The organism is Nitrobacter hamburgensis X14, from assembly GCF_000013885.1.
In the GTDB taxonomy this organism is placed as follows: domain Bacteria; phylum Pseudomonadota; class Alphaproteobacteria; order Rhizobiales; family Xanthobacteraceae; genus Nitrobacter; species Nitrobacter hamburgensis.
Genome location: NC_007964.1, coordinates 2,018,770 through 2,040,840, shown reverse-complemented (window position 1 = coordinate 2,040,840; position 22,071 = coordinate 2,018,770). Strand labels below are relative to the sequence as shown.

The window sequence follows — 22,071 nt, the reverse complement described above, 5'->3', positions numbered from 1 at the left end:
AGCTTAACGCAACAATTTCGCGCGCGCGGTCTGCAACTTCGCAAAGTCTTCGCCGGCATGGTGCGACGAGCGCGTCAGCGGGCTCGCCGATACCATCAGAAAGCCCTTGGTGTAGCCGACGGTCTCGTAGCCTTGGAATTCATCCGGCGTGACGTAACGCATAACCGCATGATGCTTCCGGGTCGGCTGCAGGTATTGCCCGATGGTGAGAAAGTCGACATCCGCCGACCGCAGGTCGTCCATCACCTGCAAGACCTCGTGACGCTCCTCGCCGAGCCCGACCATGATCCCCGACTTGGTGAAGATCGTTGGGTCGATCTCCTTCACCCGCTGCAGCAGGCGGATGGAGTGGAAATAGCGCGCGCCCGGCCGCACCGTCAGATAGCGCGACGGCACGGTTTCGAGGTTGTGGTTGAAAACGTCGGGCTTCGCCGCCACGACCTTTTCCAGCGCTCCATCCTTGCGGAGGAAATCCGGCGTCAGGATCTCGATGGTGGTGGCCGGGCAGCGTTCGCGGATCGCACGAATGGTCTGGGCGAAATGCTCGGCGCCGCCATCGTCGAGATCGTCGCGATCAACGGATGTGACGACGACATGCGCCAGCCCCAGCTTGTGCGTCGCCTCGGCCACATATTCGGGCTCGGAGGCTTCCAGCGCGGCCGGCATTCCGGTCCTGACGTTGCAGAAGGCGCAGGCGCGGGTGCAGGTGTCGCCCATGATCATGAAGGTGGCGTGCTTCTTGTCCCAGCACTCGCCGATGTTCGGGCAGCCTGCCTCCTCGCACACCGTGACGAGACCGTTCTCCTTGACGATCCGGCGCGTATCCGCATAGCCGCGCGAGTTCGGCGCGCGCACGCGAATCCAGTCCGGCTTCGGCGGCGACAGCGCGTCGGGCCGGTTGACCTTTTCCGGATGGCGCGGTCTGACGGGATTGGCGGAAACGGTATCGAGGACGACGACCATGAATGATCCGTTGTGCAGGAGACTTTAGGTAATGCGCCCGGCGCAGGGCTGCAACCCACTTCGCCAGCGCCATCGGATATGTAACATACTCCATAACGTCTGCGCCTGCCCGAATCCCGCCTGAAAATGACTCCAAACACGCAATCCGACATTCCCGACCCGCCTGCCCTCGGCAAGCCGCTCACGCGCTCGTTTTTCGGACGCAGCGTGCACGACGTCGCGCCCGACCTGATCGGCGCGACGCTGCTGGTGGATGGGGTCGGCGGCATCATCGTCGAGGTGGAGGCCTATCACCACACCGAGCCGGCGGCGCATTCCCATCGGGGGCCGACGCCGCGGAACATGGTGATGTTCGGGCCACCCGGATTTACCTATGTCTACCGCTCCTACGGCATCCACTGGTGCATGAACTTCGTGTGCGAAAAGGATGGCTGCGCCGCCGCGGTTCTGATCCGCGCGCTGCAACCGACCCACGGTATTCCGGCGATGCGGCGGCGGCGCAGGCTGCACGAGGAGCGTCTGCTGTGTTCGGGGCCGGGCAAGCTGTGCGCGGCACTCGGCATATCGATTGCGCACAACGCGCTGCCGCTCGATGCGCCGCCGATCGCGGTCTATCAGCGCACAGGCAAGGTTGACGTCGTCACCGGCGTCCGCATCGGCATCACCAAAGCCGCCGATCTGCCATGGCGATACGGATTGAAGGGATCGAGATTTCTCAGCAAGCCGTTCAGAAGCGCTGAGTCCTGAAATCGATCGCCAGCGGCAGCACGACCATGGGCACGACGGCAAGACCGATCGGCACGAACGCGAAGGCGGCATTCCCCGTGATATCCCAGACCATGCCGCTGACAATAGAGATCAGCATCGCAATGCCGTAGCCGATGGTGAACATTCCGGCCGACTTGCGGGGCACGTCATCGGGAGCCACCAGCAGCGCCGGCAGCGTCAGCACAAGAGTGAGGCCGACGGCGCAGGTGAAGCCCACCAGCGCCGACGCGCCGACGATCCCCCACAGGTTCGTGGTGGTTGCGACGCCAACAGCGCCCAGCAAGCCGAATACGCCGCAAAGAATCAGCGGCCACCTTCTCCTCTCCAGGCGGCCCGCGACGACCATCACGAGGATCGATCCCGGCAACTGCCCGAGGTTGAGCGCCGACAGCGCCGGCCCGATCAACTCGGTATGGCCGTTTTGCAACAGCAGGCCGGGCAGGAAGGCATTCGTGCAGAAATAGAGCTGGTTGTTCGCGCTGGCGACCAGACCGACCTTCCAGAGCAGCGGATCGCGCCAGTCCGGCATCCAGCGGCGGTGCCGAGCCGACAGGCCCTCCCCGCTTGGCCGCGCGACCAAGACGATCAGCGCGATCGCCGCCGACGCAACTGACCAGAGTTCGAGGCTTGCGCGCCACCCGCCTCCCAACAAGGGAACGATGACGGCTGCAAGCACGACCGGAAAGATTTCGCCGCACAGCAAGCCGTTGGTATAGACGGCTGTGGCGAAACCGATCCGGCGCGGAGCCCATTGCCGCACCAGCGGCGGCAGCGCCGGCTGCATCACGGCCACGCCCGCGGCCATCAGCGCGGTCGCGGCGAACAGAGTCATCGCGTCGATGGCAAAACCGCGCAGCGCCGATCCGGCTGCGGCAATCAGGAGGCCGACCACGAGCGCATTGACGGCGCCGACGCGAGCGATCAGCAGCGATCCGGGGACCGCGATCAGTGCGAACAGGCTGACCGGAATGGCGTTGAGAATCCCGACCTCGGTTCCGGACAGCGCAAGATCCGAAATGATGACCGCCAGCACCGGCGGCACGGCAAGGATCGTGAGCCGCAGCCCGACACCCCCGAGCCAAAGCAAACTCAACGGGCGCAGCGATGACGGCCGCGCAGCGCTCACTCAGCAGCCTTCAAACGCTCCAGCGCCTCGACGAATTTCGCTTTGCGCGCAACGGCGGCTTCCCGCTTGTCTTTTTCTTCCTCGACGATCTCTTCGGGCGCGTTGGCGAGGAATTTCTCGTTGGCGAGTTTGAAATCGACGCGATCGATGTCGGCATCGGCCTTGGCGATTTCCTTCCCCAAACGCACGCGCTGGGCGGCAACATCGACGATGCCTTTCAACGGCAGCGCGGCGACTTCGCCGCGGATCAGCAGTTGCACGGCGCCTGGTGGCACATGGTCTGCGAATGAGATGTCTGCGAGCCGGGACATTCGCTTGACGACGTCGCTCCAGCGCTGCGCCCGCGCCTCGCTCTCGGCGGATACGCCTGCGAGCACCAGCGGCGTCAGCGTTGCGGGCGGAATATTCATCTCCGCGCGGACCGAGCGGATGGCGGTGACCAGATCGACCACCCAGCCGATCTCGGCCTCCGCCGCATCGTCGCGAAACGCCGGCTCCAATGGATCGGCGAGCGGCTCTGGCGCGGCGAAGGGATCGGCGGCGGCGGCCGCGATCGACGCATGCTGCTCGCGGGTGAGACCGACCTTGATCGGCCATGGCGTCAGCGTCAGCAGTTGCGTCCGTGTCGATGTCGCCGTCCATAATTCCTCGGTGAGGAACGGCATGAACGGGTGCAACAGCTTCAGGATTTCATCGCGAGCCCAGGCGACCATGGCACGGGTCTCGGACTTGGCGGGACCGTCCTCACCCATCATCACCGGCTTTGCGAGCTCTAGATACCAGTCGCAGTAGACATTCCAGACGAAGCGATAGATCGCGCCGGCGGCGTCATTGAAACGATAGGCTTCGATAGCCTCGGTGATCTCGCACGTGGCACGCGCGGTCTCATGAACGATCCATCGGTTGAGCGTTTCTTTCGCGACGGTCGGATCGAACTGCGCAGGAACGACGCAATCGTTCATTTCCGCGAAACGGCAGGCGTTCCAGAGCTTGGTCGCGAAATTACGATAACCTTCGACCCGCTGCGGCGACAGCTTGATGTCGCGGCCCTGCGCCGCCATCGCCGCGAGCGTGAAGCGCAACGCATCGGCGCCGTATTTGTCGACCAGATGCAGGGGATCGATGACGTTGCCCTTCGACTTCGACATCTTGGCGCCGTTCTCGTCGCGGACGAGCGCGTGGATGTAGACCGTCGAGAACGGCACCTCCCTCATGAAGTAGATGCCCATCATCATCATCCGGGCGACCCAGAAGAAGATGATGTCGAAACCGGTGACCAGCGCGTTGGTCGGATAGTAACGCTTCAACTCCGGCGTCTCGTCCGGCCAGCCAAGCGTCGAGAACGGCCACAGCCCCGAGGAGAACCAGGTGTCGAGCACGTCTTCGTCTCGCGTGATGAAGCCCTCACGCTTTGCCGGATCGCGCGCCATTTCGGCGCCCTCGTCTACGGAGATGACACCCTGCTCTGCGTAATAGCCGAGCGCATGGCCGACCGCTTCGTCCTCTGTCTCCGCGACAAACACCTTGCCGTCCGGACCATACCAGGCCGGAATCTGGTGACCCCACCAGAGCTGGCGCGAGATGCACCACGGCTGGATGTTTTCCATCCACTCGAAGTAGGTTTTCTCCCAGTTCTTCGGCACGAACGTCGTATCACCCGAACGCACGGCCGCCATCGCCGGCTGCGCGAGTTCTTTCGCGTCGACGTACCATTGATCCGTCAGGTAGGGTTCGATGACAGCACCGGAGCGGTCGCCGTGCGGCACCATGTGCGCGTGCGGCTCGACCTTGGCGAGGAAGCCGAAATCTTCGAGGCGTGCGACGATCGCCTTGCGCGCGGCGAAACGGTCGGTGCCGTGAAGCTCCTCGGCCAGCATCAGCGCGCCTTCGGGCAGGCCGCGCAGATAATCCTCGTTGTCGGATAGCGTCAACCGCCCTTCCCGATCGAGCACGCCGATCTGCGGCAGGCGGTGGCGCTTTCCGACCTCGAAGTCGTTGAAATCGTGGGCCGGGGTGATTTTGACCGCGCCGGTGCCCTTTTCCGGATCGGCATAGTCGTCGCCGATGATCGGAATGAGGCGGCCGACCAGTGGCAGCACGACGTTGCTGCCGATCAGGTGCTCAAGCTTCTCGTTATCCGGATGCACGGCGACGGCCGTGTCTCCCAGCATGGTTTCCGGCCGCGTGGTGGCGACGACGATATAGGTCGACGGATCGTCCGGATTGAAGCCCTTGCCCTCGATCGGATAGCGCAGATGCCACAGGCTGCCCTTGACCTCGATCTGTTTCACCTCGAGATCGGAAATCGCGGTGAGCAGCTTCGGGTCCCAGTTGACCAGCCGCTTGTCCTTGTAGATCAAGCCGGCGCGGTGCAGTTCGACGAACACCTTGGCAACCGCACGCGACAGGCCTTCGTCCATGGTGAAGCGCTCACGCGACCAATCGCAGGACGCGCCGAGCCGCTTCAACTGGTTGACGATGACGCCGCCGCTTTCAGCCTTCCACTGCCAAACCCGCTCGAGAAACCTGGCACGACCCATCTCGCGGCGGCCGGGTTCCTTCCGCTCCATCAACTGCCGCTCCACCACCATCTGGGTCGCAATGCCGGCGTGATCGGTGCCGGGCTGCCACAGCACGTCGCGGCCGCGCATCCGCTCGAAGCGGCACAGCACGTCCTGCAACGTGTTGTTGAGCGCGTGACCCATATGCAACGAGCCGGTGACGTTCGGCGGCGGGATAACGATCGTGAACGGTTCGGCGTCGCGGCGCTCGGCCCGCCCCGCCTTGAACGCGCCGGCCTCTTCCCAGATACGGGACATGCGGCTTTCAATATCAGCGGGCTGGTAGGTCTTTTCGATCATGGGATGCAATCACAGTCGGTGCCGTTCAGGCGAGTTCGCGGAATGAAGCGTCTGACCCTAAAAGCCTTTCAGCGCGGGCCAAGTCAACAAGACCGCCGAATAAAACGGCTCAAGGGCGGCAGACGCCGACTTCAAGACGTCCGACAGGGGCAAGTTCCGACCTTCGCCGACCCATCGGCCGCGGCATTGCGGATCCGGAAACAGGTCACGAGCGCCCGCGCGACACCCGCTCGATTTCGGCCTTGACGATGCGCTCGACCAGCCCCGGCAGGTTGTCGTCGAGCCAGGACTTCAGCATCGGGCGCAGCATCTCCTTGACGAGGTCCTCAAGAGTGCGGGCGTTGTTACTCAAAACCGTGCTGGCGAGCGAATTGAACGCGGTCTCGACCGCCGAAACCGTCGAATGCGACAGAATTTGCGCGGCCGGCACGGCATTCGGAACGGCTGGCCGATCGACGGCGGCCGGACGCGGCCGGGTAGCCGGGGCCGACGCCATCTCGGCGAATTCCAGATCGTCCTGCGGCTCGACTTTCTGGAAAGCCGCCTTCTCCGGATGAGGAAGGGCCATCTCGTCCGTCAGTTCAAACACCTCGTCAGCCTGGGCCGGGCGGACCTCCTCCTCGGTAGTTGCGGCGTCGAGGTTCGCCAGCAACGCATCGATGTCGTCCTGACTGTTGTCGGCGGCCGGCTTCGGCGCGACCGTGGACGGAGGGCTGGCGGTCATGGCGGCCGGCCTCGTGGGCGGGGCCGGCTGAGAGGCGGATGTGGTGAGTTGGGGTTTTGCAATCGCGGCGTCGGCGATCGCTGCCCTTCCAGCCGCCGCGGGCTTTTCGTCGTCGGCGATGATGCGGCGGATCGACGCCAGTATCTCCTCCATCGAGGGTTCTTGGACCGTTGCAGGTTGTGTCATGTCCAACTCCACATCTTCACGGTCCTCGCCAGCGTCCTGGCATCATGCGACAGAGGATTTTCCGGTTCCAGATGCGGGCGCAGACTTTGATCGCAAACCCGATTGTCCCCGGATCAGACGTTGCGAATCGACGCCGATATCAATGTCTCCGCCCCAGATGTCTGCAGCAAGGCCGGTAAACACCGGACGTCGCACGAATCGCTTCGCGGCGCTGTGCAAAGGTATGGCACGGCGACAACTGATTGCAAGCAAAGGGCTGTGGACACGGTCCTCTGTCAGCGCGAGATCATTGCCCGTCCGGCGTACGGACGCCGGCCCAACTGTCGCGAACCTGATGATAATGGACACTCGGATCGTAAACAGTAGTCTTTAGCTTCAGCACATGCGGCGACAGCCGGCCGACAGCATTCAACACGGCGTAGGATGCGACGACGCGATCGTGTTGAGCCGTCACCAGTGCCACGCGCGCGTTGACGAGCGTCTGTTGCGCGGTCAACACGTCGAACGTGGTCCTCTGCCCGGCCTTGGCCTCTTCGCGAATGCCGTTGAGCGCGATCTCGGACGCCTTGACTTGCGCCTGCGCCGAGGCCACCTGCGACTTGCCCGCGAGAAGCTGGCCCCATGCCTGCGCCACGCTGGCGCGTGTCTGATCGCGGACCTGCTCGAGGCTGAGACGTTGTTGCGCCAGCGTTTCCTTCGACTGGCGGATCAGCGAATACTCCGCGCCGCCCTGGTAGATCGGCACCGACACCTGCGCGATCGCGGATGCAAAGAACTGCTTCGGAACAGTGAGTTGCTGTTGGTTACCCTGCTGCACGTTGGCCTGGAGAGTCACGGTCGGGAACAGCGCGCCCTCGGCAACCTTGACCTGCAGGTGGCTGACGTCGATGCCGTACATCGACGCGGTCACATTGGGGTTTTGGGTAAGAGCAAGATCCGTGGCGCCTGCGAGCGTACCCGGCAAGAAACGATCGACCGGCGAACCCGGCGCCAGTTGCGCCGGTTCGTTGCCGATGATGCGGCGAAAATTCGAACGTGTGGTCGTGAGGGTGGATTCGGCGGTCAAAAGCTGGGTGCGGCCGGCGGCGAGCTGAGCTTCCGACTGCGCAACGTCGGTGCGGGTGACTTCGCCGACGCTGAAACGGTCGCGGGTTTGCTTCAGCGTCTCCTCGAGCACACGGACGTTGCTGCGCTGGACTTCCACGATGGCGGAGTCGCGCAAATAGTCCATGTAGATGGTTGCCGCAGCGAGCAGCACGGTCTGTTCAAGAACCCTTAAGCCCTCGCGCGCGGCCGACACCTGTCCTTCCGCCGCACGGGTCTTGTTGGAGGTCTGGAAGCCGTCGAAGAGCGTCTGCGAAACCGTGGCGCCGACAGCCACCGGCGCCTGTGCGCCGTGAAGCGCCGACGGCGGGCCTCCCGGCACACTTTGCGTGGAGTCCGTATACTGATAACCGCCGCTGGCGGTTATGGCGACCTTGGGCCTGTAGCCCGACAGAGCCTGCGGCACGTTTTCATCGGTGGCGCGCACCGAGGCGCGCTGCGCATTGAGTTGAGGATTGTTCTGGTAGGCGCGCACCAGCGCGGACTCGATCGTGTCGGCGAGGGCCGGTGTCGCCACCCCTGACCATGCAGTCACAAGAGCCAACGCGGCAGCCCCGGCCAGTAGTCTCACACCACCCATCCGCGGAGTTCCATTCTTCCTTTGCCGGACCCAACGAGGCTGCGCTTCTGCACCCGATCGCCCCATCTCGAGTCACTTGTCCCCGCGCGAACATATTCGTCGCCGGAGTGCGACGAAACCCTTTGCGGGCGATCCCGACCGAAACTCTCTGGCTGGGGCTTTGGAGCCACACTTGACACTTCGATCAGACTCGATGACCGAAACTAACAGTTTCCCCAAAAGCTCGGACCATCTTGCCAGATTTTCCTTATATTCTTGTGCCTTTAACTGAAAACGAAAATTAAAATAAGTAATAAAAGCAGGCAGCATTATGATTATATTGCTGGTTTGCCTGCCAATCGACGCCGATATCTACAAGTGGCGTCACCTGATCGAGAATTTCTTCCGCAAGCTCAAGGAATTCAAACGTATCGCAATGCGCGCAGGCCCTAATCCACGTCTTCGACCGCACCGGGCGTGATGCCGAAGGCTTTCTGCGCCAGCGTCGCAGCCATGAATTCGTCGAGGTCACCGTCGAGCACACCCGAAGTGTCCGACGTTTGCACTCCGGTTCGGAGGTCCTTCACCATCTGATAGGGCTGCAGGACGTAGGATCGGATCTGATGGCCCCAGCCGATGTCGGTCTTGGCGGCCTGATCCGCGGCGGCCTGTTCTTCCCGCTTCTTGAGCTCGATTTGGTAGAGTCTCGCTCGCAGCATGTCCCAGGCCTGCGCGCGGTTCTTGTGCTGCGAACGTCCGGCCTGACAAACAACCGCGACCCCGGTCGGAATATGCGTCAGCCGCACCGCCGATTCGGTCTTGTTGACGTGCTGGCCGCCGGCGCCGCCGGAGCGCATGGTATCGGTGCGAACGTCGGATTCCTTGATGTCGATCTTGATGCTGTCATCCACCACCGGGAAGATCGCCACGCTCGAAAACGACGTATGCCGTCGTGCGTTGGAATCAAACGGCGAGATTCTCACGAGACGGTGCACGCCCGCCTCGGTCTTGAGCCAGCCATAAGCATTGTGGCCGCTGACCTGGATCGTCGCCGACTTGATGCCGGCTTCCTCGCCTGGCGTTTCTTCCAGGTACTCGATCTTGAAACCGCGCTTCTCCGCCCAGCGCGCATACATGCGCAGGAGCATCGAGGCCCAGTCCTGGCTTTCGGTGCCGCCCGCGCCGGCATGAACCTCAAGATAGGTGTTGAAGCGATCCGCCTCTCCCGAGAGCAGCGCCTCGAGCTCGCGGCGGGCGACCTCCTTTTTGAGATTCTTCAGGGCATTTTCGGAATCGTTGACGATGGCCTGATCGTTCTCGGCCTCGCCGAGTTCGATCATGCCGATCTGGTCCTCGAGTTCGCGCTCGACCTTGCCGATACCGGTCAGCGAATCCTCCAGCGAGGTCCGCTCCTGCATCAGCTTCTGGGCCTTCTGGGGATCGTTCCAGAGGTTTGGATCCTCGGCGATCTTGTTCAGTTCTGCCAGCCGCGCGGTCGATGTGTCGACGTCAAAGATGCCTCCTCAGCAGCCCGACCGACTGCTTGATCTCTTCGACGAGTCTTTCGATTTCAGCGCGCATGGTTTTCTCTGGTCCGCGGCTCACGCCGTCGTTCAGCAATGGCCGGTGATGTAACCGCGAAGGCCGCAAAGCGCAATCGCGTTAGAGCATGATCCCGAAAAGTGGAAACCGGTTTTCGGAGAAGATCATGCTCGATCAAAAGGATAAAACTAGAGTCTGATCCAACGCAGTTGAATCGGACTCTAGTAAAGCCCGCCGGTCCCGGGCCGGAATAGGCTGCGGTCGGCGTCGGGCAGCGGTTGCGGCTGGCGTCCGTCGGCATCCGCCACGCCGATCACGGAATAATTGTCGGGCGGCGCGGTGCCGGGCTTGAAGGCTTCGAGGATGGTCTTGCCGGTATCGCCAGGACCGGCGCGCATACCGGTCTTGGCATCGACGCGAACCAGCTTGATGCCGGCGGGGATACGGAACGGAGTGGCCGGCTTGTCGGCAAGCGCGACCTTCATGAAATCGCGCGCGATCGGCGCCGCCAGGTGTCCACCGGTCGCGGTACGGCCGAGATTGCGCGGCTTGTCGTAGCCGATGTAGACGCCGACGACGAGGTCGGGCGAGAATCCGATGAACCAGGCGTCCTTCTGGTCGTTAGTGGTGCCGGTCTTGCCGGCAATCGGCTTGCCGACATCGCGCATGACCGTGGCGGTGCCGGCCTGCACCACGCCCTCCATCATCGAGGTGATCTGATAGGCCGTCATCGAATCCAGCACCTGCTCGCGATGGTCGATCAACTGGGGTTCGGGCTGGTTCTTCCAGCCTTCCGGCGCATCGCACCCGCGGCACTCGCGCGTGTCGTGCTTGTAGATGGTGTGGCCATAGCGATCCTGAATGCGATCGATCAGGGTCGGCTTCACGCGTCTGCCGCCATTGTCGAACATCGAATACGCGGTCACCATGCGCAACACCGTGGTCTCGCCGGCTCCCAGCGCGTATGAGAGATAGTTCGGCAGTTCGTCGTAGATCCCGAAGCGCTTGGCATATTCGCCGATCAAGGGCATGCCGATGTCTTGCGCCAGCCGGACCGTTACGGTGTTGAGCGAGAGCCGCAGCGCATTCCGGAGCGTTTGCGGCCCGTAGTATTTTTCCTTCGAGTAGTTTTCCGGACGCCACACGCCGGAGCCCTGCCCCTGGTCGATCTCGATCGGCGCATCGACGATCACGGTCGATGGCGTATAGCCGTTGTCGAGCGCCGTGGAATAGACGATCGGCTTGAACGAGGAGCCCGGCTGCCGATAGGCCTGTGTTGCGCGATTGAACTGGCTTTGATCGAACGAGAAGCCACCGACCATTGCCAGCACACGGCCGGTCCACGGATCCATCGTCACCATCGCGCCGGACACTTCGGGTAGTTGCCGCAACCGGTATTCGCCGTCGACCACCTTGCCGTTCTTTGCAATCAGAGGATCGGCATAGATAACGTCGCCGGGCGAAAGCACCTGCGACACCTTCGTCGGCGAACGGCCTCGCGTCGATCCGGACGCGACTTTGGCCCACTTCACCCCGTCGAGCGTGATCAATCCCGTTTGCCGCTCCTTGCTCACGGCGCCGCCAAGTTCGCGGCCGGGCTGAAGGCCGATCCGTGCGGACTTGTCGTCGGATTCGAGCACGACCGCCATCCGCCACGGCGCGATGTCGGACAGCGATTTGACGTCGGCGAGCTTCACGCCCCAGTCGCCGGAAATATCGAGCTTGCTTATTGCGCCGCGCCAGCCCTGGGCCTCGTCATAGGTGACGAGGCCATTGGCCATGGTCTTGCGCGCTATCGCCTGCAGCTTCGGGTCGAGCGTCGTCCGGACCGACAGACCTCCCTCGTAGAGCTTCTTTTCGCCGTAGCGTTCGAACAGGTCGCGCCGAACTTCCTCGGCGAAATACTCGCCGGCAAAGGTATGCGCCCCGTTGGCCCGGCTGGTGACGATCAGCGGAGCCTTGCGGGCCTTGTCGGCGTCGGCCTGCTTGATCCAGCCGTTCTCCAGCAGCCGGTCGATGACATAATCGCGCCGTTCGACCGCGCGGTCGTGGTTCTTGACCGGATGCAGGGTCGAGGGCGCCTTGGGCAAAGCCGCCAGATAGGCGGCCTCGGCGACCGTCAACTCGTTGACCGATTTGTCGAAATACACGAGCGATGCGGCAGCGATGCCGTAGGCTCCGAGGCCGAGGTAGATCTCGTTCAAGTACAGTTCGAGGATCTTGTCCTTCGAATAGGCCCGCTCGATGCGCATCGCCAGCAACGCTTCCTTGATCTTGCGGGTAAAGGAAACTTCATTGGTCAGCAGGAAGTTCTTGGCAACCTGCTGGGTGATCGTGGAGGCCCCCTGCGGCCGTTTGTTCGATCCGAAGTTCTGGGCATAAAGCAGCGCCGCGCGCAGCATGCCGGGATAATCGATGCCGCCATGCTCGTAGAAATTCTTGTCCTCCGCAGCCAGGAACGCGTTGATGACCAGCTTCGGCACCGCCTGTATCGGCAGGTAGAGTCGGCGCTCCTTCGCATACTCGCCAAGCAGCGAACCATCGGACGCATGGACACGGGTCATCACCGGCGGTTCATAATTCTGAAGCTGGGAGTAGTCCGGCAGGTCCTTGGAAAAATGCCAGATCAATGCCGCAGCCGCCGCGACGCCGACCAGAAACAGGATGGTTCCCGCTGCAAACAGGAAACCCATGAATCGCAGCAGCAAGCGCATTATCGAATGTCCGTTTCGTTGCCGGCGGCCTGGCGACATGACGGCGCGTCCGCGGGGTCTTCATCGTCGGTCGATGCATTTCGTTCGTCGGAGCATCCGCCGGACAGGCACTCCGGTTCTGGCCGATTCTGCGAACTTGCGACAACTTTTCTATACGGCGGCTGCTGTGGCCAAACTAGGGCTTCCACCCTTGAGGCAACCCTTTTCAGTCCGCTGGCGCGGCCGACACCACTCTTTTCGCAAGGAACGCCTCAACGGCCTTCGCGACCGAACGGACCGTCTTGGAGCGCCAGCTTTCCGATGTCAGCTGGTGGAGGTCTGCCTTGTTCGAAACGTAACCGAGTTCGACTAATACCGATGGCACATCGGGCGCCTTCAGCACCTTGAACCCGGCCGACTTCAGCGGGTGCTTGTGCATCCGCGCGGAATTTTTCATCTCACTCATCAATAGCCTGGCAAAACGGTTTGAAAACGTGCGTGTTTCCCGCTGCGCGAGGTCGATCAGAATATCGGCGACGTCGGTCGGCTCTTCGGTCAGGTTGACACCTCCGATCGCGTCCGCCTTGTTTTCGGCCTCTGCCAGCCGCTCTGCCTCGGCGTCCGATGCCTTGTCCGACAGCGTGTAGATCGTCGCGCCCCGGGCATCGCCCTCGCGGCGCGGCAGGGCGTCCGCATGGATCGACACGAACAGCGCGGCACCGTTGTTTCGGGCAACGCGCACGCGCTCGGCCAGCGGGATGAAGGTGTCGTCCGTTCGCGTCATGACAACGCGGTATTTGCCGTCCTGCTCGATGCGGTCGCGCAAAGCCACGGCGAAAGCTAGCACCAGATCCTTTTCCGTCTCTCCCGTTGAGGCCTGGGTTCCGTTATCGATTCCGCCATGGCCGGGATCGATAACGACCACGGGTCGCCCGTCCGGCGGCGCGGCGGGCCCGGTCGCATCGGCGACGGGAGTCGGGGAATCAGTGCCTTTCGGCTGTTCCGAGCTGCTCGAAGCGGCCAACAGGCGATTGAATGCAGCACGGTCGACCGCCTCCAGTTCGACCACCAGGCGGGGCGGCTGCCCGTTCGCCGCATCGAGCACATAGGCCTTTTCGATTTTCGCGGGACCCGCAAGATCGAACACGATCCGCGATCCGCCCGGCATCACCAGCCCGTAGCGGAACGCCTTGATGAGGCCGCGTCCGGCACCGCCGGCGTCGGGCGCAAGGCGGAAACTGACCTGGGGGATATCGATGACGGCCCGGTAAGGATCCGCCAGCAGGAAGGCGTGGATGTCGATCTTCTTGTCGAGATCGAGAATGAAGCGGGTCTGTTTCACGTCGCCTGCGAGCCGGGCCTCTGAGGCGACCGGGAAGTCACCCGCCACCTCCGGGCGAACAGGCTCGCTCCCCGCGGCAAGCGATGCTGCGCCGGGAACAAATATCGCCATGACGCATAGCCAGACGATCCCTAGGTTTGCGCGGTTCGCCAACGAACCCTGCCTCCGAGCTGCCCAAATCACCGCAATTTACCGCAATAGGTCCGCAGGGTTAATCGGCCCTTAATCGGCCGATGACAAAAAATACTGGCGGTGTTGCCGGCCTGCGACGCTGTCCCTTGCAAGCGGCAAGCAATCCACGTATGTAAGCTGTTGCTGACGGTTAAACTCCCGGTTGTGTCGCGTTCAGCCTCCCGGTGCAGCGTTAGGGCTTCAAGTTGTTAGAAGTTCCGGCGTTTCCTGACCCTCCACAGCCAGCGCGTCGCGCGGTCGATTTGGAGCGGCAGTTTCAAGCTCGAGGGGCGTCCGGTCTCAGGTCACGATTTTACGCCCGGGATGGCTTCAGAAAGGTCATGACCGATTGTCTCGGCCCTGCGGCCACGAGGTACGACAGCCGACAGGCGCTTTGGCGCCGCGTCGGTCCGGCAGCGCTATACATGGCGGTACTTTTGCCGCCAACCTGTTCAGACGGGCAGACGCCTGATGCGCCAAACTGAAAAGCCGGCCAATATCCCCGCAAAGACCGCGTCGACGCGAAGTGAGAACTTTGCGCGTCGCGCCGCGCCGGGAGCATGGTCGGTACGGCGCCCCGGATCGCGTCGCAGCCTTCCCCTCACCCCCGAATCAGGTGGACCGTTGCGTCACCCGGCCGCGCGAAACGCGCGCGCCGTGCCATGCGCCCTCCGCCGCCAAGAGCCCCAAAATGTCCAACAAGCCCAACAAAATGTTGATCGACGCCACCCACCCGGAGGAGACCCGGGTCGTCGTGGTCCGCGGCAACCGCGTCGAGGAATTTGATTTCGAATCTGCCCAGCGCAAACAACTGCGCGGCAACATCTATCTGGCCAAGGTCACCCGCGTCGAGCCTTCGCTGCAAGCCGCATTTATCGAATACGGCGGAAACCGGCACGGTTTCCTTGCGTTCAGCGAAATCCATCCTGACTACTATCAAATTCCGGTCGCCGACCGTGAGGCGCTGATCGAAGCCGACGAGCGCGCGCACCGCGAGGCGGAGGAAGAGTCGGAAGATCGCTCCAGCCGCCGCCGTTCGCGGCATCGCAACTCGCGTCGACGCGATCACGGCGAACGCGTGCAAAGCGCCATTGTCGAGGATGCGGCCCAGCAGGATGCAGGAGCAGACGCGTCGCCGTTCAGTCCGGCTCACGATGATCATCCCCACGAGGATGACGCGGATCACGATCATCCCCACGAATTCGATCATCCCCACGACGATGACGCGGACCACGATCACCCGCACGAGCATGCGCACAACGACGACATTGGGCACAGCCAGCCGTACGGCTCCGATCATCACGACATCGACGCCGACCACCCACACGGGTCGCACGACATCGCTTTCGCGCAAAACCCAGATCAAGACCCGGATGATGTCGTCAGCGAGCATCGCGACGAGACGCATGATGACGCCGCCGAAGCCCCGGTCGTGGCAGCATCGGATCACGCGACCGGCTTCGAGCCGCCCGCCCATGCCGATGACGATCATGTCGAACCGGCCATCTCCCCCGATGCGGATCATGCTCTCGAAGCGCACGATGAGGCACACGATCATGAGTCGGGCGACCACAACGACCACAACGGCCAGCCTCATGAGGTCGAATTCCATGACGAGGAGGCCCACGCCGAGGATGACGATGACGCCGAGGAAGACGAGCAGGTCGAATCCGTCGGCGGTGACGATGCGCTGGAGGAAGTACCCGAGCGCGCCTACCGGCCACGCCGTCAGTACAAAATTCAGGAAGTCATCAAACGCCGCCAGGTGATGCTGGTGCAGGTGGTCAAGGAGGAGCGCGGCAACAAGGGCGCGGCGCTGACGACCTACCTGTCGCTGGCCGGCCGCTATGCCGTGCTCATGCCCAATACCGCGCGCGGCGGTGGCATCAGCCGCAAGATCACCTCGGCGCAGGACCGTTCGCGGCTGAAGGACGTGGTGCAGGACCTCGACGTGCCCGAGGGCATGGGAGTCATCCTGCGCACCGCCGGCGCTTCGCGCACCAAGCCGGAGATCAAGCGCGACTTCGAGTATCTGATCCGCATGTGGGAAACCGTGCGCGACATGACCCTGCAGTCGCAGGCCCCGACACTCGTCTACGAGGAAGGCTCGCTGATCAAGCGCTCTCTGCGCGATCTCTACAACAAGGAAATCGACGAAATCCAGGTGGCCGGTGAAGGCGGTTATCAGGAGGCGCGCGATTTCATGAAGATGCTGATGCCAACCAACGTCCGCGCGGTGAAGCAGTATCGCGACTGCCAGCCGTTGTTCTCGCGCATGGGCGTCGAAAGCCAGCTCGATGCGATGTTCTCGCCGACGGTGCAGCTTCGCTCCGGCGGATACATCGTCATCAACCAAACCGAAGCGCTGGTGTCGATCGATGTCAACTCGGGCCGTTCGACCCGCGAACATCACATCAAGGATACGGCGCTCAAGACCAATCTCGAGGCCGCCGAGGAGGTCTCTCGACAGTTGCGATTGCGCGATCTCGCCGGCCTGATCGTCATCGACTTCATCGACATGGACGAGAAGCGCAGCAACCGCGCGGTGGAGCGCAAGCTCAGCGACTGCCTGCGCCACGACCGCGCGCGCATCCAGGTCGGACGCATCTCGCACTTCGGTCTTCTGGAAATGTCGCGCCAGCGCATTCGCGCCAGCATGCTGGAAAGCTCGACGGAGCCCTGCCAGCATTGCGGCGGCAGCGGCCACGTCCGCTCGGTTCCATCGGTGGCGTTGCAGTTGCTGCGAAGCCTCGAGGAAGTTCTGATGAAAGGCGCGACGCACGACCTTGTCGTGCGGACACGCACTAACGTTGCGTTGTATGTGCTCAATCAAAAACGCGGCCATCTGCGCGACCTCGAACACAGCTTCAAGGTCGGTCTTTCCGTGGTCTCCGATCCCTCGATCACCGGCCAGCAATCCTTCATCATTGATCGCGGCGAGCAGGTGCATACGCTGGAGGCGGCGAAAGCGCTGCTGGCCGCACAACTGGCCGCATCCCCACCGCAGGCCGAAGAGGCCCACGAGGATGAGCAGCCACTCGATATCGAAGTCGAGATCGAGACCGGCGATACCGAGAGCCGCCCCGATGAACAAGCGGGTGGCGAAGCCGAGGGCGATGGCCGTAAGCGCAGGCGCCGCCGGCCCCGGCGTGAACGTTCCGGAGAAGCCCGCGACGACCAGGCCGCGCACGGCGACGAAGGCTCAGACAGTGTCCAGATCGCGGCCGATTTCGCCGCGGCACGCTTTATGACCGGCGACGTCGAAAATGACGGAGATGACGCCGGAGTTCAGGGTGCCGGAGGTCAGGACGGCGAAGCGCAGGCCGATCAGTCTCCGGACGGAGAATCGCGCCCACGTCGTCGTGGACGTCGTGGCGGTCGTCGGCGTCGCGGTAGCGCTGACGCCGGACTTGTCGGCTCGATTTCCGACGAACTCGGCCCTCCCTCAGCGCCTGAGGTCGTCGAAGCCGTCGCGGACTTCGATTCGGTACCGATCGCCCCTGAACCGCAGGCCGGCTCGCCCGACGTCGAAACTCAGCCGCAACACACCGCGACGCAGCCGGAAATGACAAGCCCTCCGGTTGAGGCCAGGGATGAAGCCATCTCGGAATCCGAAAAAGCCGTTCGCCGCCGCTCGACGGTGCGCGAGAAGGTGAGCTTCGCCTCGGCAGAGGCGCCGCCGGTAGCACCCGTCGCTCAAAGCCAGCCGGAACCATCGGCGCCTGAGCCGCAACAGCCTGCAGAAGCATCGGACGAAGGTCGGCCGCGCCGTGCGGGGTGGTGGTCGCGTCGGTTCGGCAGCGGCACCTGAACAGGTCTCACTCGAATGCCAAAACGCCCGGCCTGGCCGGGCGTTTTCTTGTGCGGCCGGACGAAGCTAGCTAGAGCGTTTTCGAGCGAAGTGGGTACCGGTTCGCGTCAAGAAAACGCGTCAAATCAAAATCATAGAGCCTCGCTTCTGATTTCATCAGAAGCGAAAAGGCTCTAGCAGGCTGTTGAAGAAGTTTCCCACGGAGACGGATATGGAATGGAGTCAGCGTGATCTGCGGGCGGCGCCACCATCAGGGTCCTGATCGAGCATCTTGACGGTGCACGACTTGTGTTTCACGCGGCGGCTGCCAGGAGTTTGGGCAAGCGGATCAGGTTGTAGGCCGCCAGCGCCAGGGTGAAGGTGGCGTTGACGCGGTCGCGGCCTCGCAGCTTGATCTTGGCAAGTCCGGCGGAGGCCTTGATCCAGCCGAACACCTCCTCGATGCGCTTGCGACAGCGTTGGCTGACGGCATATCCGGCATGACGGAGAGTCCTCTGGTCGATCGCGGTCTTGCGCGGCTTTCCGGTCTTGCTCAAATGCCCGTCGATGGCGATGTGCGGCGTGACCGAACGCCGTCTTAAGTCCTCGACGAATGCGGTGACGTCATAGGCCTTGTCGGCGCCCAGCGTGATCCGCCGCTCGCTTTGGCCGCGGTGGCAGTCGATCAGCGCCAACGCCTGATCCCGCTCCGCCGTTCCGGTCGCCCGGCTCACGCCACCCAGCACCGCCAGTCCGTTGCGGTTCTCCATCAGGGCATGGCCGATGTAGCAAAGCTTCGCCGGCTGGCCGCCGCCCTTCTTATAGAGCCGTGCCTCGGGATCGGTCGTGCTCTGATGCGTCTCGTTGCAGCGCTTCTCGTTGTGGAAACTGCGCTCGGCGTTGCGTCCCGGTCCATCACTGTCCTGGTCACCGCCGTCCTTGCGCCGGAAGCTCTTGATCGATGCCCACGCCTCGATCAGCGTGCCGTCGACCGAAAAATGCTCGCTTGATAACAGCCGCTTGACCTGGTGCTGCCCCATCAGCGCGTTCAAGAACTTCGCGGCGATCTCACCTTCAAGCAATCGGTCGCGGTTCTTCGAGAAGGTCGAGTGGTCCCACACCGGGTCGTCCACGCCCAAGCCCACGAACCAGCGCAACAGCAGGTCGAACTCCAGCCGCTCCATCAACTGCCGTTCCGAGCGGATCCCGTAGAATGCCTGCAGCAGCATTGCCCGAAGCAGCTTCTCCGGTGCGATCGAGGGACGGCCGAACGCCGTGTAGAGCTTGTCAAAGTCCCTCGACAGATCATTCAACGCCGCGTTCGCGATCTGTCGGATCGTTCGCAGCGGATGGTCGGAGCGAATCCGAGCCTCCAAGTCCACATAGCTGAACAGCGAGCCTGACCGTTCGTCGCTTCCCCGCATCGCTCCCCCCTCGACGCATCCGCATCAAGAGAATCATGCCCAGAACCGCTGCGCCAGAGACTTCTTCAACAGCCTGCTAGGTTCAGAAATGACTGTAGGAAAGCCGTGGTAGTGCGATCTCCTTGCCTTCCGCATTAAGCCATTTCGGCGCCGTCTTGCCCGCGACCACCGCCCCGATCGACGTTACTGCGACGCCGACGCCGCGCGCCGCCTCTGCGAAAGCCTCGAAGCGATCCTCCGGGATCGTACACAAGATCTCGTAATCGTCGCCGCCGCTCACCGCGGTTGCAAGACTCGTCTGACCCTGCTGCATCAGTCCGCGCACGGCCTCGGACAACGGAACGGACGCGGCATCGATCACCGCCGAGACGCCCGATGCCGCGCACAGTTTTGCGAGATCGCCGGCCAGGCCATCGGAAACGTCCATCGCGGCACGTGAATAATTCCGCAACGCGCCGGCGAGGCCGATACGCGGCTGCGGAATCCGATAGCGGCCGAGCAGCGTCTCTCGGACCGCAGCGTCGCTGGCCATGAGCTTGCCCTTGAGAATGGCGAGCCCCAGCGCCGCATCGCCAATCGTGCCTGAGACGACGATGCGATCGCCCGGCTCCGCGCGGCTGCGCATGACCATTCCGCCGGGCGGAACACGGCCGAAAGCGGCGATGGAAATCATCAGCGGCCCCGGCGTCGAGACGGTGTCGCCGCCAAGCAGCGGACAATGAAACGCCGCCGCGTCGTCGCCGAGCCCGCGCGCGAATGGCGCGAGCCATCTCTCGTTGGCGTCACGCAATGCCAGCGTCAGGACGAATCCGGCAGGCGTTGCTCCCTTGGCGGCAAGGTCGGAGAGATTAACCCGTAAGGCCTTCTTCGCGACCGTTTCCGGCGGATCGTTGCTCAGGAAATGCACACCTTCGACAATGGCATCGGTCGTGACCACGAGATCGTCGCCGCCGCCTTTCAAAACAGCCGCGTCGTCAGCGAGCCGCAGCGCGCCGGGATCGGCCGCGATCGGCTTAAAGTAGCGTGCAATCAGATCGTCTTCACCGGAGGACACGTTTTCGATCCACCTGGGTTCATCTGTCTATCCGCATCGGCACCCGTCAGCGCGCAAACTCGCCGGCGCGGAAACGGCGCGCGATCTGATCGAGCACCGCGTTGACCATGCCCACCTCCTCCTTTTCAATGAAGGCGTGCGCGACATCGACATATTCGGACACCACGACCCGCGCCGGAACATCCTTGCGGTGCTCCAATTCGTACGAGCCAGCGCGCAGCACCGCGCGCAGGATAGCGTCGATCCGCTTCAGCGGCCAACCCCTCGACAGCGCGTCGTCGATCAATGGATCCAGCCTGGCCTGGTCGCGGACCACGCCCGCCACCACGTCGCGGAAGAACGCGGCTTCTGCGGGAAGATATTTGTCGCCTTCGACCTCGCTGCCGAGCCAGTGGCTTTCGAACTCCGCGAAGACATCGTTGATCCCCGCGCCGCCGATCTCCATCTGATATAGCGCCTGCACCGCGGCGAGCCGCGCCGCGCCGCGCCTGTTGGCCTTCTTGTCGATGTTTTGCCTGATGTCCGCCATCGCGCCGTTATGCCTTCGCCAATCGGCGCTTGATCCGCAACATCGTCAGCGCCGCCCGCGCCGCGTCGCCGCCCTTGTTCAACTCGCTCGCGCGCGCCCTCGCCCACGCCTGTGCATCGGTATTGACCGTTATGATGCCGTTGCCGAGGGGCACGCGCCGCTGAACCGACAGATCCATCAGCGCGCGGGAGGATTCCATCGAGACGATCTCAAAATGGATGGTGTCGCCCCGCACCACGCAGCCGAGCGCGACGACAGCATCGTAAGGCTTGCCGCTCCGCTCGGCCGCATCGAGCGCGATGGCGATTGCCGCCGGAATTTCCAGAGCGCCGGGAACGGTGACGACATCATAGCTGACGCCTGCAGCGCTCAATTCGGCGACCGCACCTTCGAGCAGCGCATCCTGGATATCATCGTAAAACCGCGCCTCGACGATCAGGGCGCGTGCGCCCGAGACGTCGGTCCGATCCTTGAGTGGTGCGCGTCGTGCGTCCGCCATGCTGTGTCCCGGTTTCGTCCACCGGGCTGACCCGGCAATTCGTCTTGTTAGGGGGATGGATACGCCGGTCAAGCCCGCGCATATTTTTTCTGTCGATGAGGCCTACTTCATCTCGCTCAGCCGCGCCGCATAACGCGCCATCATGTCGACCTCGATATTGACCTCGCTGCCCGCGCGCCAAACGCTCAGCGTGGTGGAGCTGAGCGTGTGCGGAATGATGAGCACCGAAAACGCCTCGTCCCGAACGGTGTTCACCGTCAGCGATACGCCATCCAGCGTCACCGAGCCTTTGGCCGCGATGAAGCGCGCCAAATCCCGGTTGGTGCGCAATTCAAAGCGCGCCATGCCGTGCAGATCGTCGCGCGCGACGATAGCGGCGATCCCGTCGGCATGGCCTGCGACGATGTGGCCGCCGAGTTCGTCGCCGATTTTCAGCGCACGTTCGAGATTGAGCCGCGTTCCCGCCGCCCAGTGCTTTGCCGTGGTCACGTCGAGCGTCTCCGCTCCGACATCGACATCGAACCAGGTCCGGCCGTCGGCGACCCCCGAGGCGACGGTGGTCAGACACACGCCGTTGCAGGCGATCGACGCGCCGACGGCGATGGTGCTTTGGTCATAGCGGCACAGGATGCGCAGCCGGTGCAGCCGACCCTGCGCCGTCTGCGTCAGGTTTTCGATCTCGCCGATGTCGGTCACTATGCCGGTGAACATCAGAACCTTCCGAATAATTCAATAC

Annotated in this window: 15 protein-coding genes and 1 pseudogene; 3 read left to right on the top strand and 13 right to left on the bottom strand. The window is 63.1% G+C overall.

What is annotated here, in order from left to right; genetic code table 11:
* Positions 1-3: 3 nt before the first annotated feature.
* Entirely contained in the window at positions 4-963 is a 960-nt protein-coding gene (gene lipA, locus NHAM_RS09370; protein WP_011510326.1) for a lipoyl synthase, read from the bottom strand.
* A 126-nt stretch (positions 964-1,089) separates the two neighbouring features.
* On the opposite strand from lipA, the gene NHAM_RS09365 reads away from it, so the two are divergent.
* Complete coding sequence (locus NHAM_RS09365) at positions 1,090-1,710, top strand: DNA-3-methyladenine glycosylase (RefSeq protein WP_011510325.1); 621 nt, start codon at positions 1,090-1,092, stop codon at positions 1,708-1,710.
* Here NHAM_RS09365 and NHAM_RS09360 read toward each other — a convergent pair.
* The 4 genes from NHAM_RS09360 to NHAM_RS09345 form a co-directional block, all read right to left on the bottom strand.
* On the bottom strand, positions 1,691-2,857 hold the full coding sequence (locus tag NHAM_RS09360; RefSeq protein ID WP_011510324.1) for an MFS transporter: 1,167 nt from the start codon (positions 2,855-2,857) through the stop codon (positions 1,691-1,693). The two genes, NHAM_RS09365 and NHAM_RS09360, sit on opposite strands and share 20 nt — an antisense overlap.
* Positions 2,854-5,718, bottom strand: a complete 2,865-nt coding sequence (locus NHAM_RS09355) for a valine--tRNA ligase (protein WP_011510323.1) — start codon at positions 5,716-5,718, stop codon at positions 2,854-2,856. Before NHAM_RS09355 ends, NHAM_RS09360 begins: the two co-directional genes overlap by 4 nt.
* A gap of 205 nt (positions 5,719-5,923) precedes the next feature.
* Entirely contained in the window at positions 5,924-6,628 is a 705-nt protein-coding gene (locus NHAM_RS09350; protein ID WP_011510322.1) for a PopZ family protein, read from the bottom strand.
* A 286-nt stretch (positions 6,629-6,914) separates the two neighbouring features.
* The gene (locus NHAM_RS09345) at positions 6,915-8,312 is read right to left on the bottom strand and encodes a TolC family outer membrane protein (RefSeq protein WP_041357890.1); all 1,398 of its coding nucleotides are present in this window, start codon (positions 8,310-8,312) and stop codon (positions 6,915-6,917) included.
* 331 nt (positions 8,313-8,643) lie between these two features.
* Between NHAM_RS09345 and NHAM_RS28095 the strand changes: the two are divergent.
* Positions 8,644-8,733 (top strand): annotated as a pseudogene (locus NHAM_RS28095) (transposase); the annotation flags it as partial.
* A 7-nt stretch (positions 8,734-8,740) separates the two neighbouring features.
* On the opposite strand, the gene prfB reads toward NHAM_RS28095, so the two are convergent.
* The 3 genes from prfB to NHAM_RS09325 form a co-directional block, all read right to left on the bottom strand.
* A protein-coding gene (prfB, locus tag NHAM_RS09340) for a peptide chain release factor 2 (RefSeq protein ID WP_157043573.1) occupies positions 8,741-9,872 on the bottom strand; the annotation gives its coding sequence in 2 pieces (ribosomal slippage) (positions 8,741-9,802 and positions 9,804-9,872; 1,131 coding nt in all).
* Between the two features lie 182 nt (positions 9,873-10,054).
* Entirely contained in the window at positions 10,055-12,547 is a 2,493-nt protein-coding gene (locus NHAM_RS09330; RefSeq protein ID WP_041357888.1) for a penicillin-binding protein 1A, read from the bottom strand.
* A 205-nt stretch (positions 12,548-12,752) separates the two neighbouring features.
* Positions 12,753-13,979 carry an N-acetylmuramoyl-L-alanine amidase gene (locus NHAM_RS09325; protein WP_157043572.1) on the bottom strand — a complete coding sequence of 409 codons (1,227 nt, stop codon included), beginning with the start codon at positions 13,977-13,979 and terminating at the stop codon, positions 12,753-12,755.
* 751 nt (positions 13,980-14,730) lie between these two features.
* Between NHAM_RS09325 and NHAM_RS09320 the strand changes: the two genes are divergently transcribed.
* Positions 14,731-17,850 carry an Rne/Rng family ribonuclease gene (locus NHAM_RS09320; protein WP_011510317.1) on the top strand — a complete coding sequence of 1,040 codons (3,120 nt, stop codon included), beginning with the start codon at positions 14,731-14,733 and terminating at the stop codon, positions 17,848-17,850.
* 293 nt (positions 17,851-18,143) lie between these two features.
* Here the strand turns inward: NHAM_RS09320 and NHAM_RS09315 are convergent, their stop codons facing one another.
* The 5 genes from NHAM_RS09315 to NHAM_RS09295 all read right to left on the bottom strand — a co-directional run bounded on the left by NHAM_RS09315 (position 18,144) and on the right by NHAM_RS09295 (position 22,046).
* Positions 18,144-19,253 carry an IS5-like element ISNha7 family transposase gene (locus tag NHAM_RS09315; RefSeq protein ID WP_011509106.1) on the bottom strand — a complete coding sequence of 370 codons (1,110 nt, stop codon included), beginning with the start codon at positions 19,251-19,253 and terminating at the stop codon, positions 18,144-18,146.
* 82 nt (positions 19,254-19,335) lie between these two features.
* Positions 19,336-20,307 (bottom strand): thiamine-phosphate kinase, encoded by a 972-nt coding sequence (thiL, locus tag NHAM_RS09310; RefSeq protein ID WP_011510316.1) that lies wholly within the window; start codon positions 20,305-20,307, stop codon positions 19,336-19,338.
* A gap of 46 nt (positions 20,308-20,353) precedes the next feature.
* Entirely contained in the window at positions 20,354-20,836 is a 483-nt protein-coding gene (nusB, locus tag NHAM_RS09305; protein WP_011510315.1) for a transcription antitermination factor NusB, read from the bottom strand.
* Between the two features lie 7 nt (positions 20,837-20,843).
* Positions 20,844-21,335 (bottom strand): 6,7-dimethyl-8-ribityllumazine synthase, encoded by a 492-nt coding sequence (gene ribH / locus NHAM_RS09300; RefSeq protein WP_011510314.1) that lies wholly within the window; start codon positions 21,333-21,335, stop codon positions 20,844-20,846.
* Between the two features lie 102 nt (positions 21,336-21,437).
* A complete protein-coding gene (locus NHAM_RS09295) occupies positions 21,438-22,046 on the bottom strand; it encodes a riboflavin synthase (protein ID WP_011510313.1) in 609 nt (202 codons plus the stop codon).
* Positions 22,047-22,071: the final 25 nt, after the last annotated feature.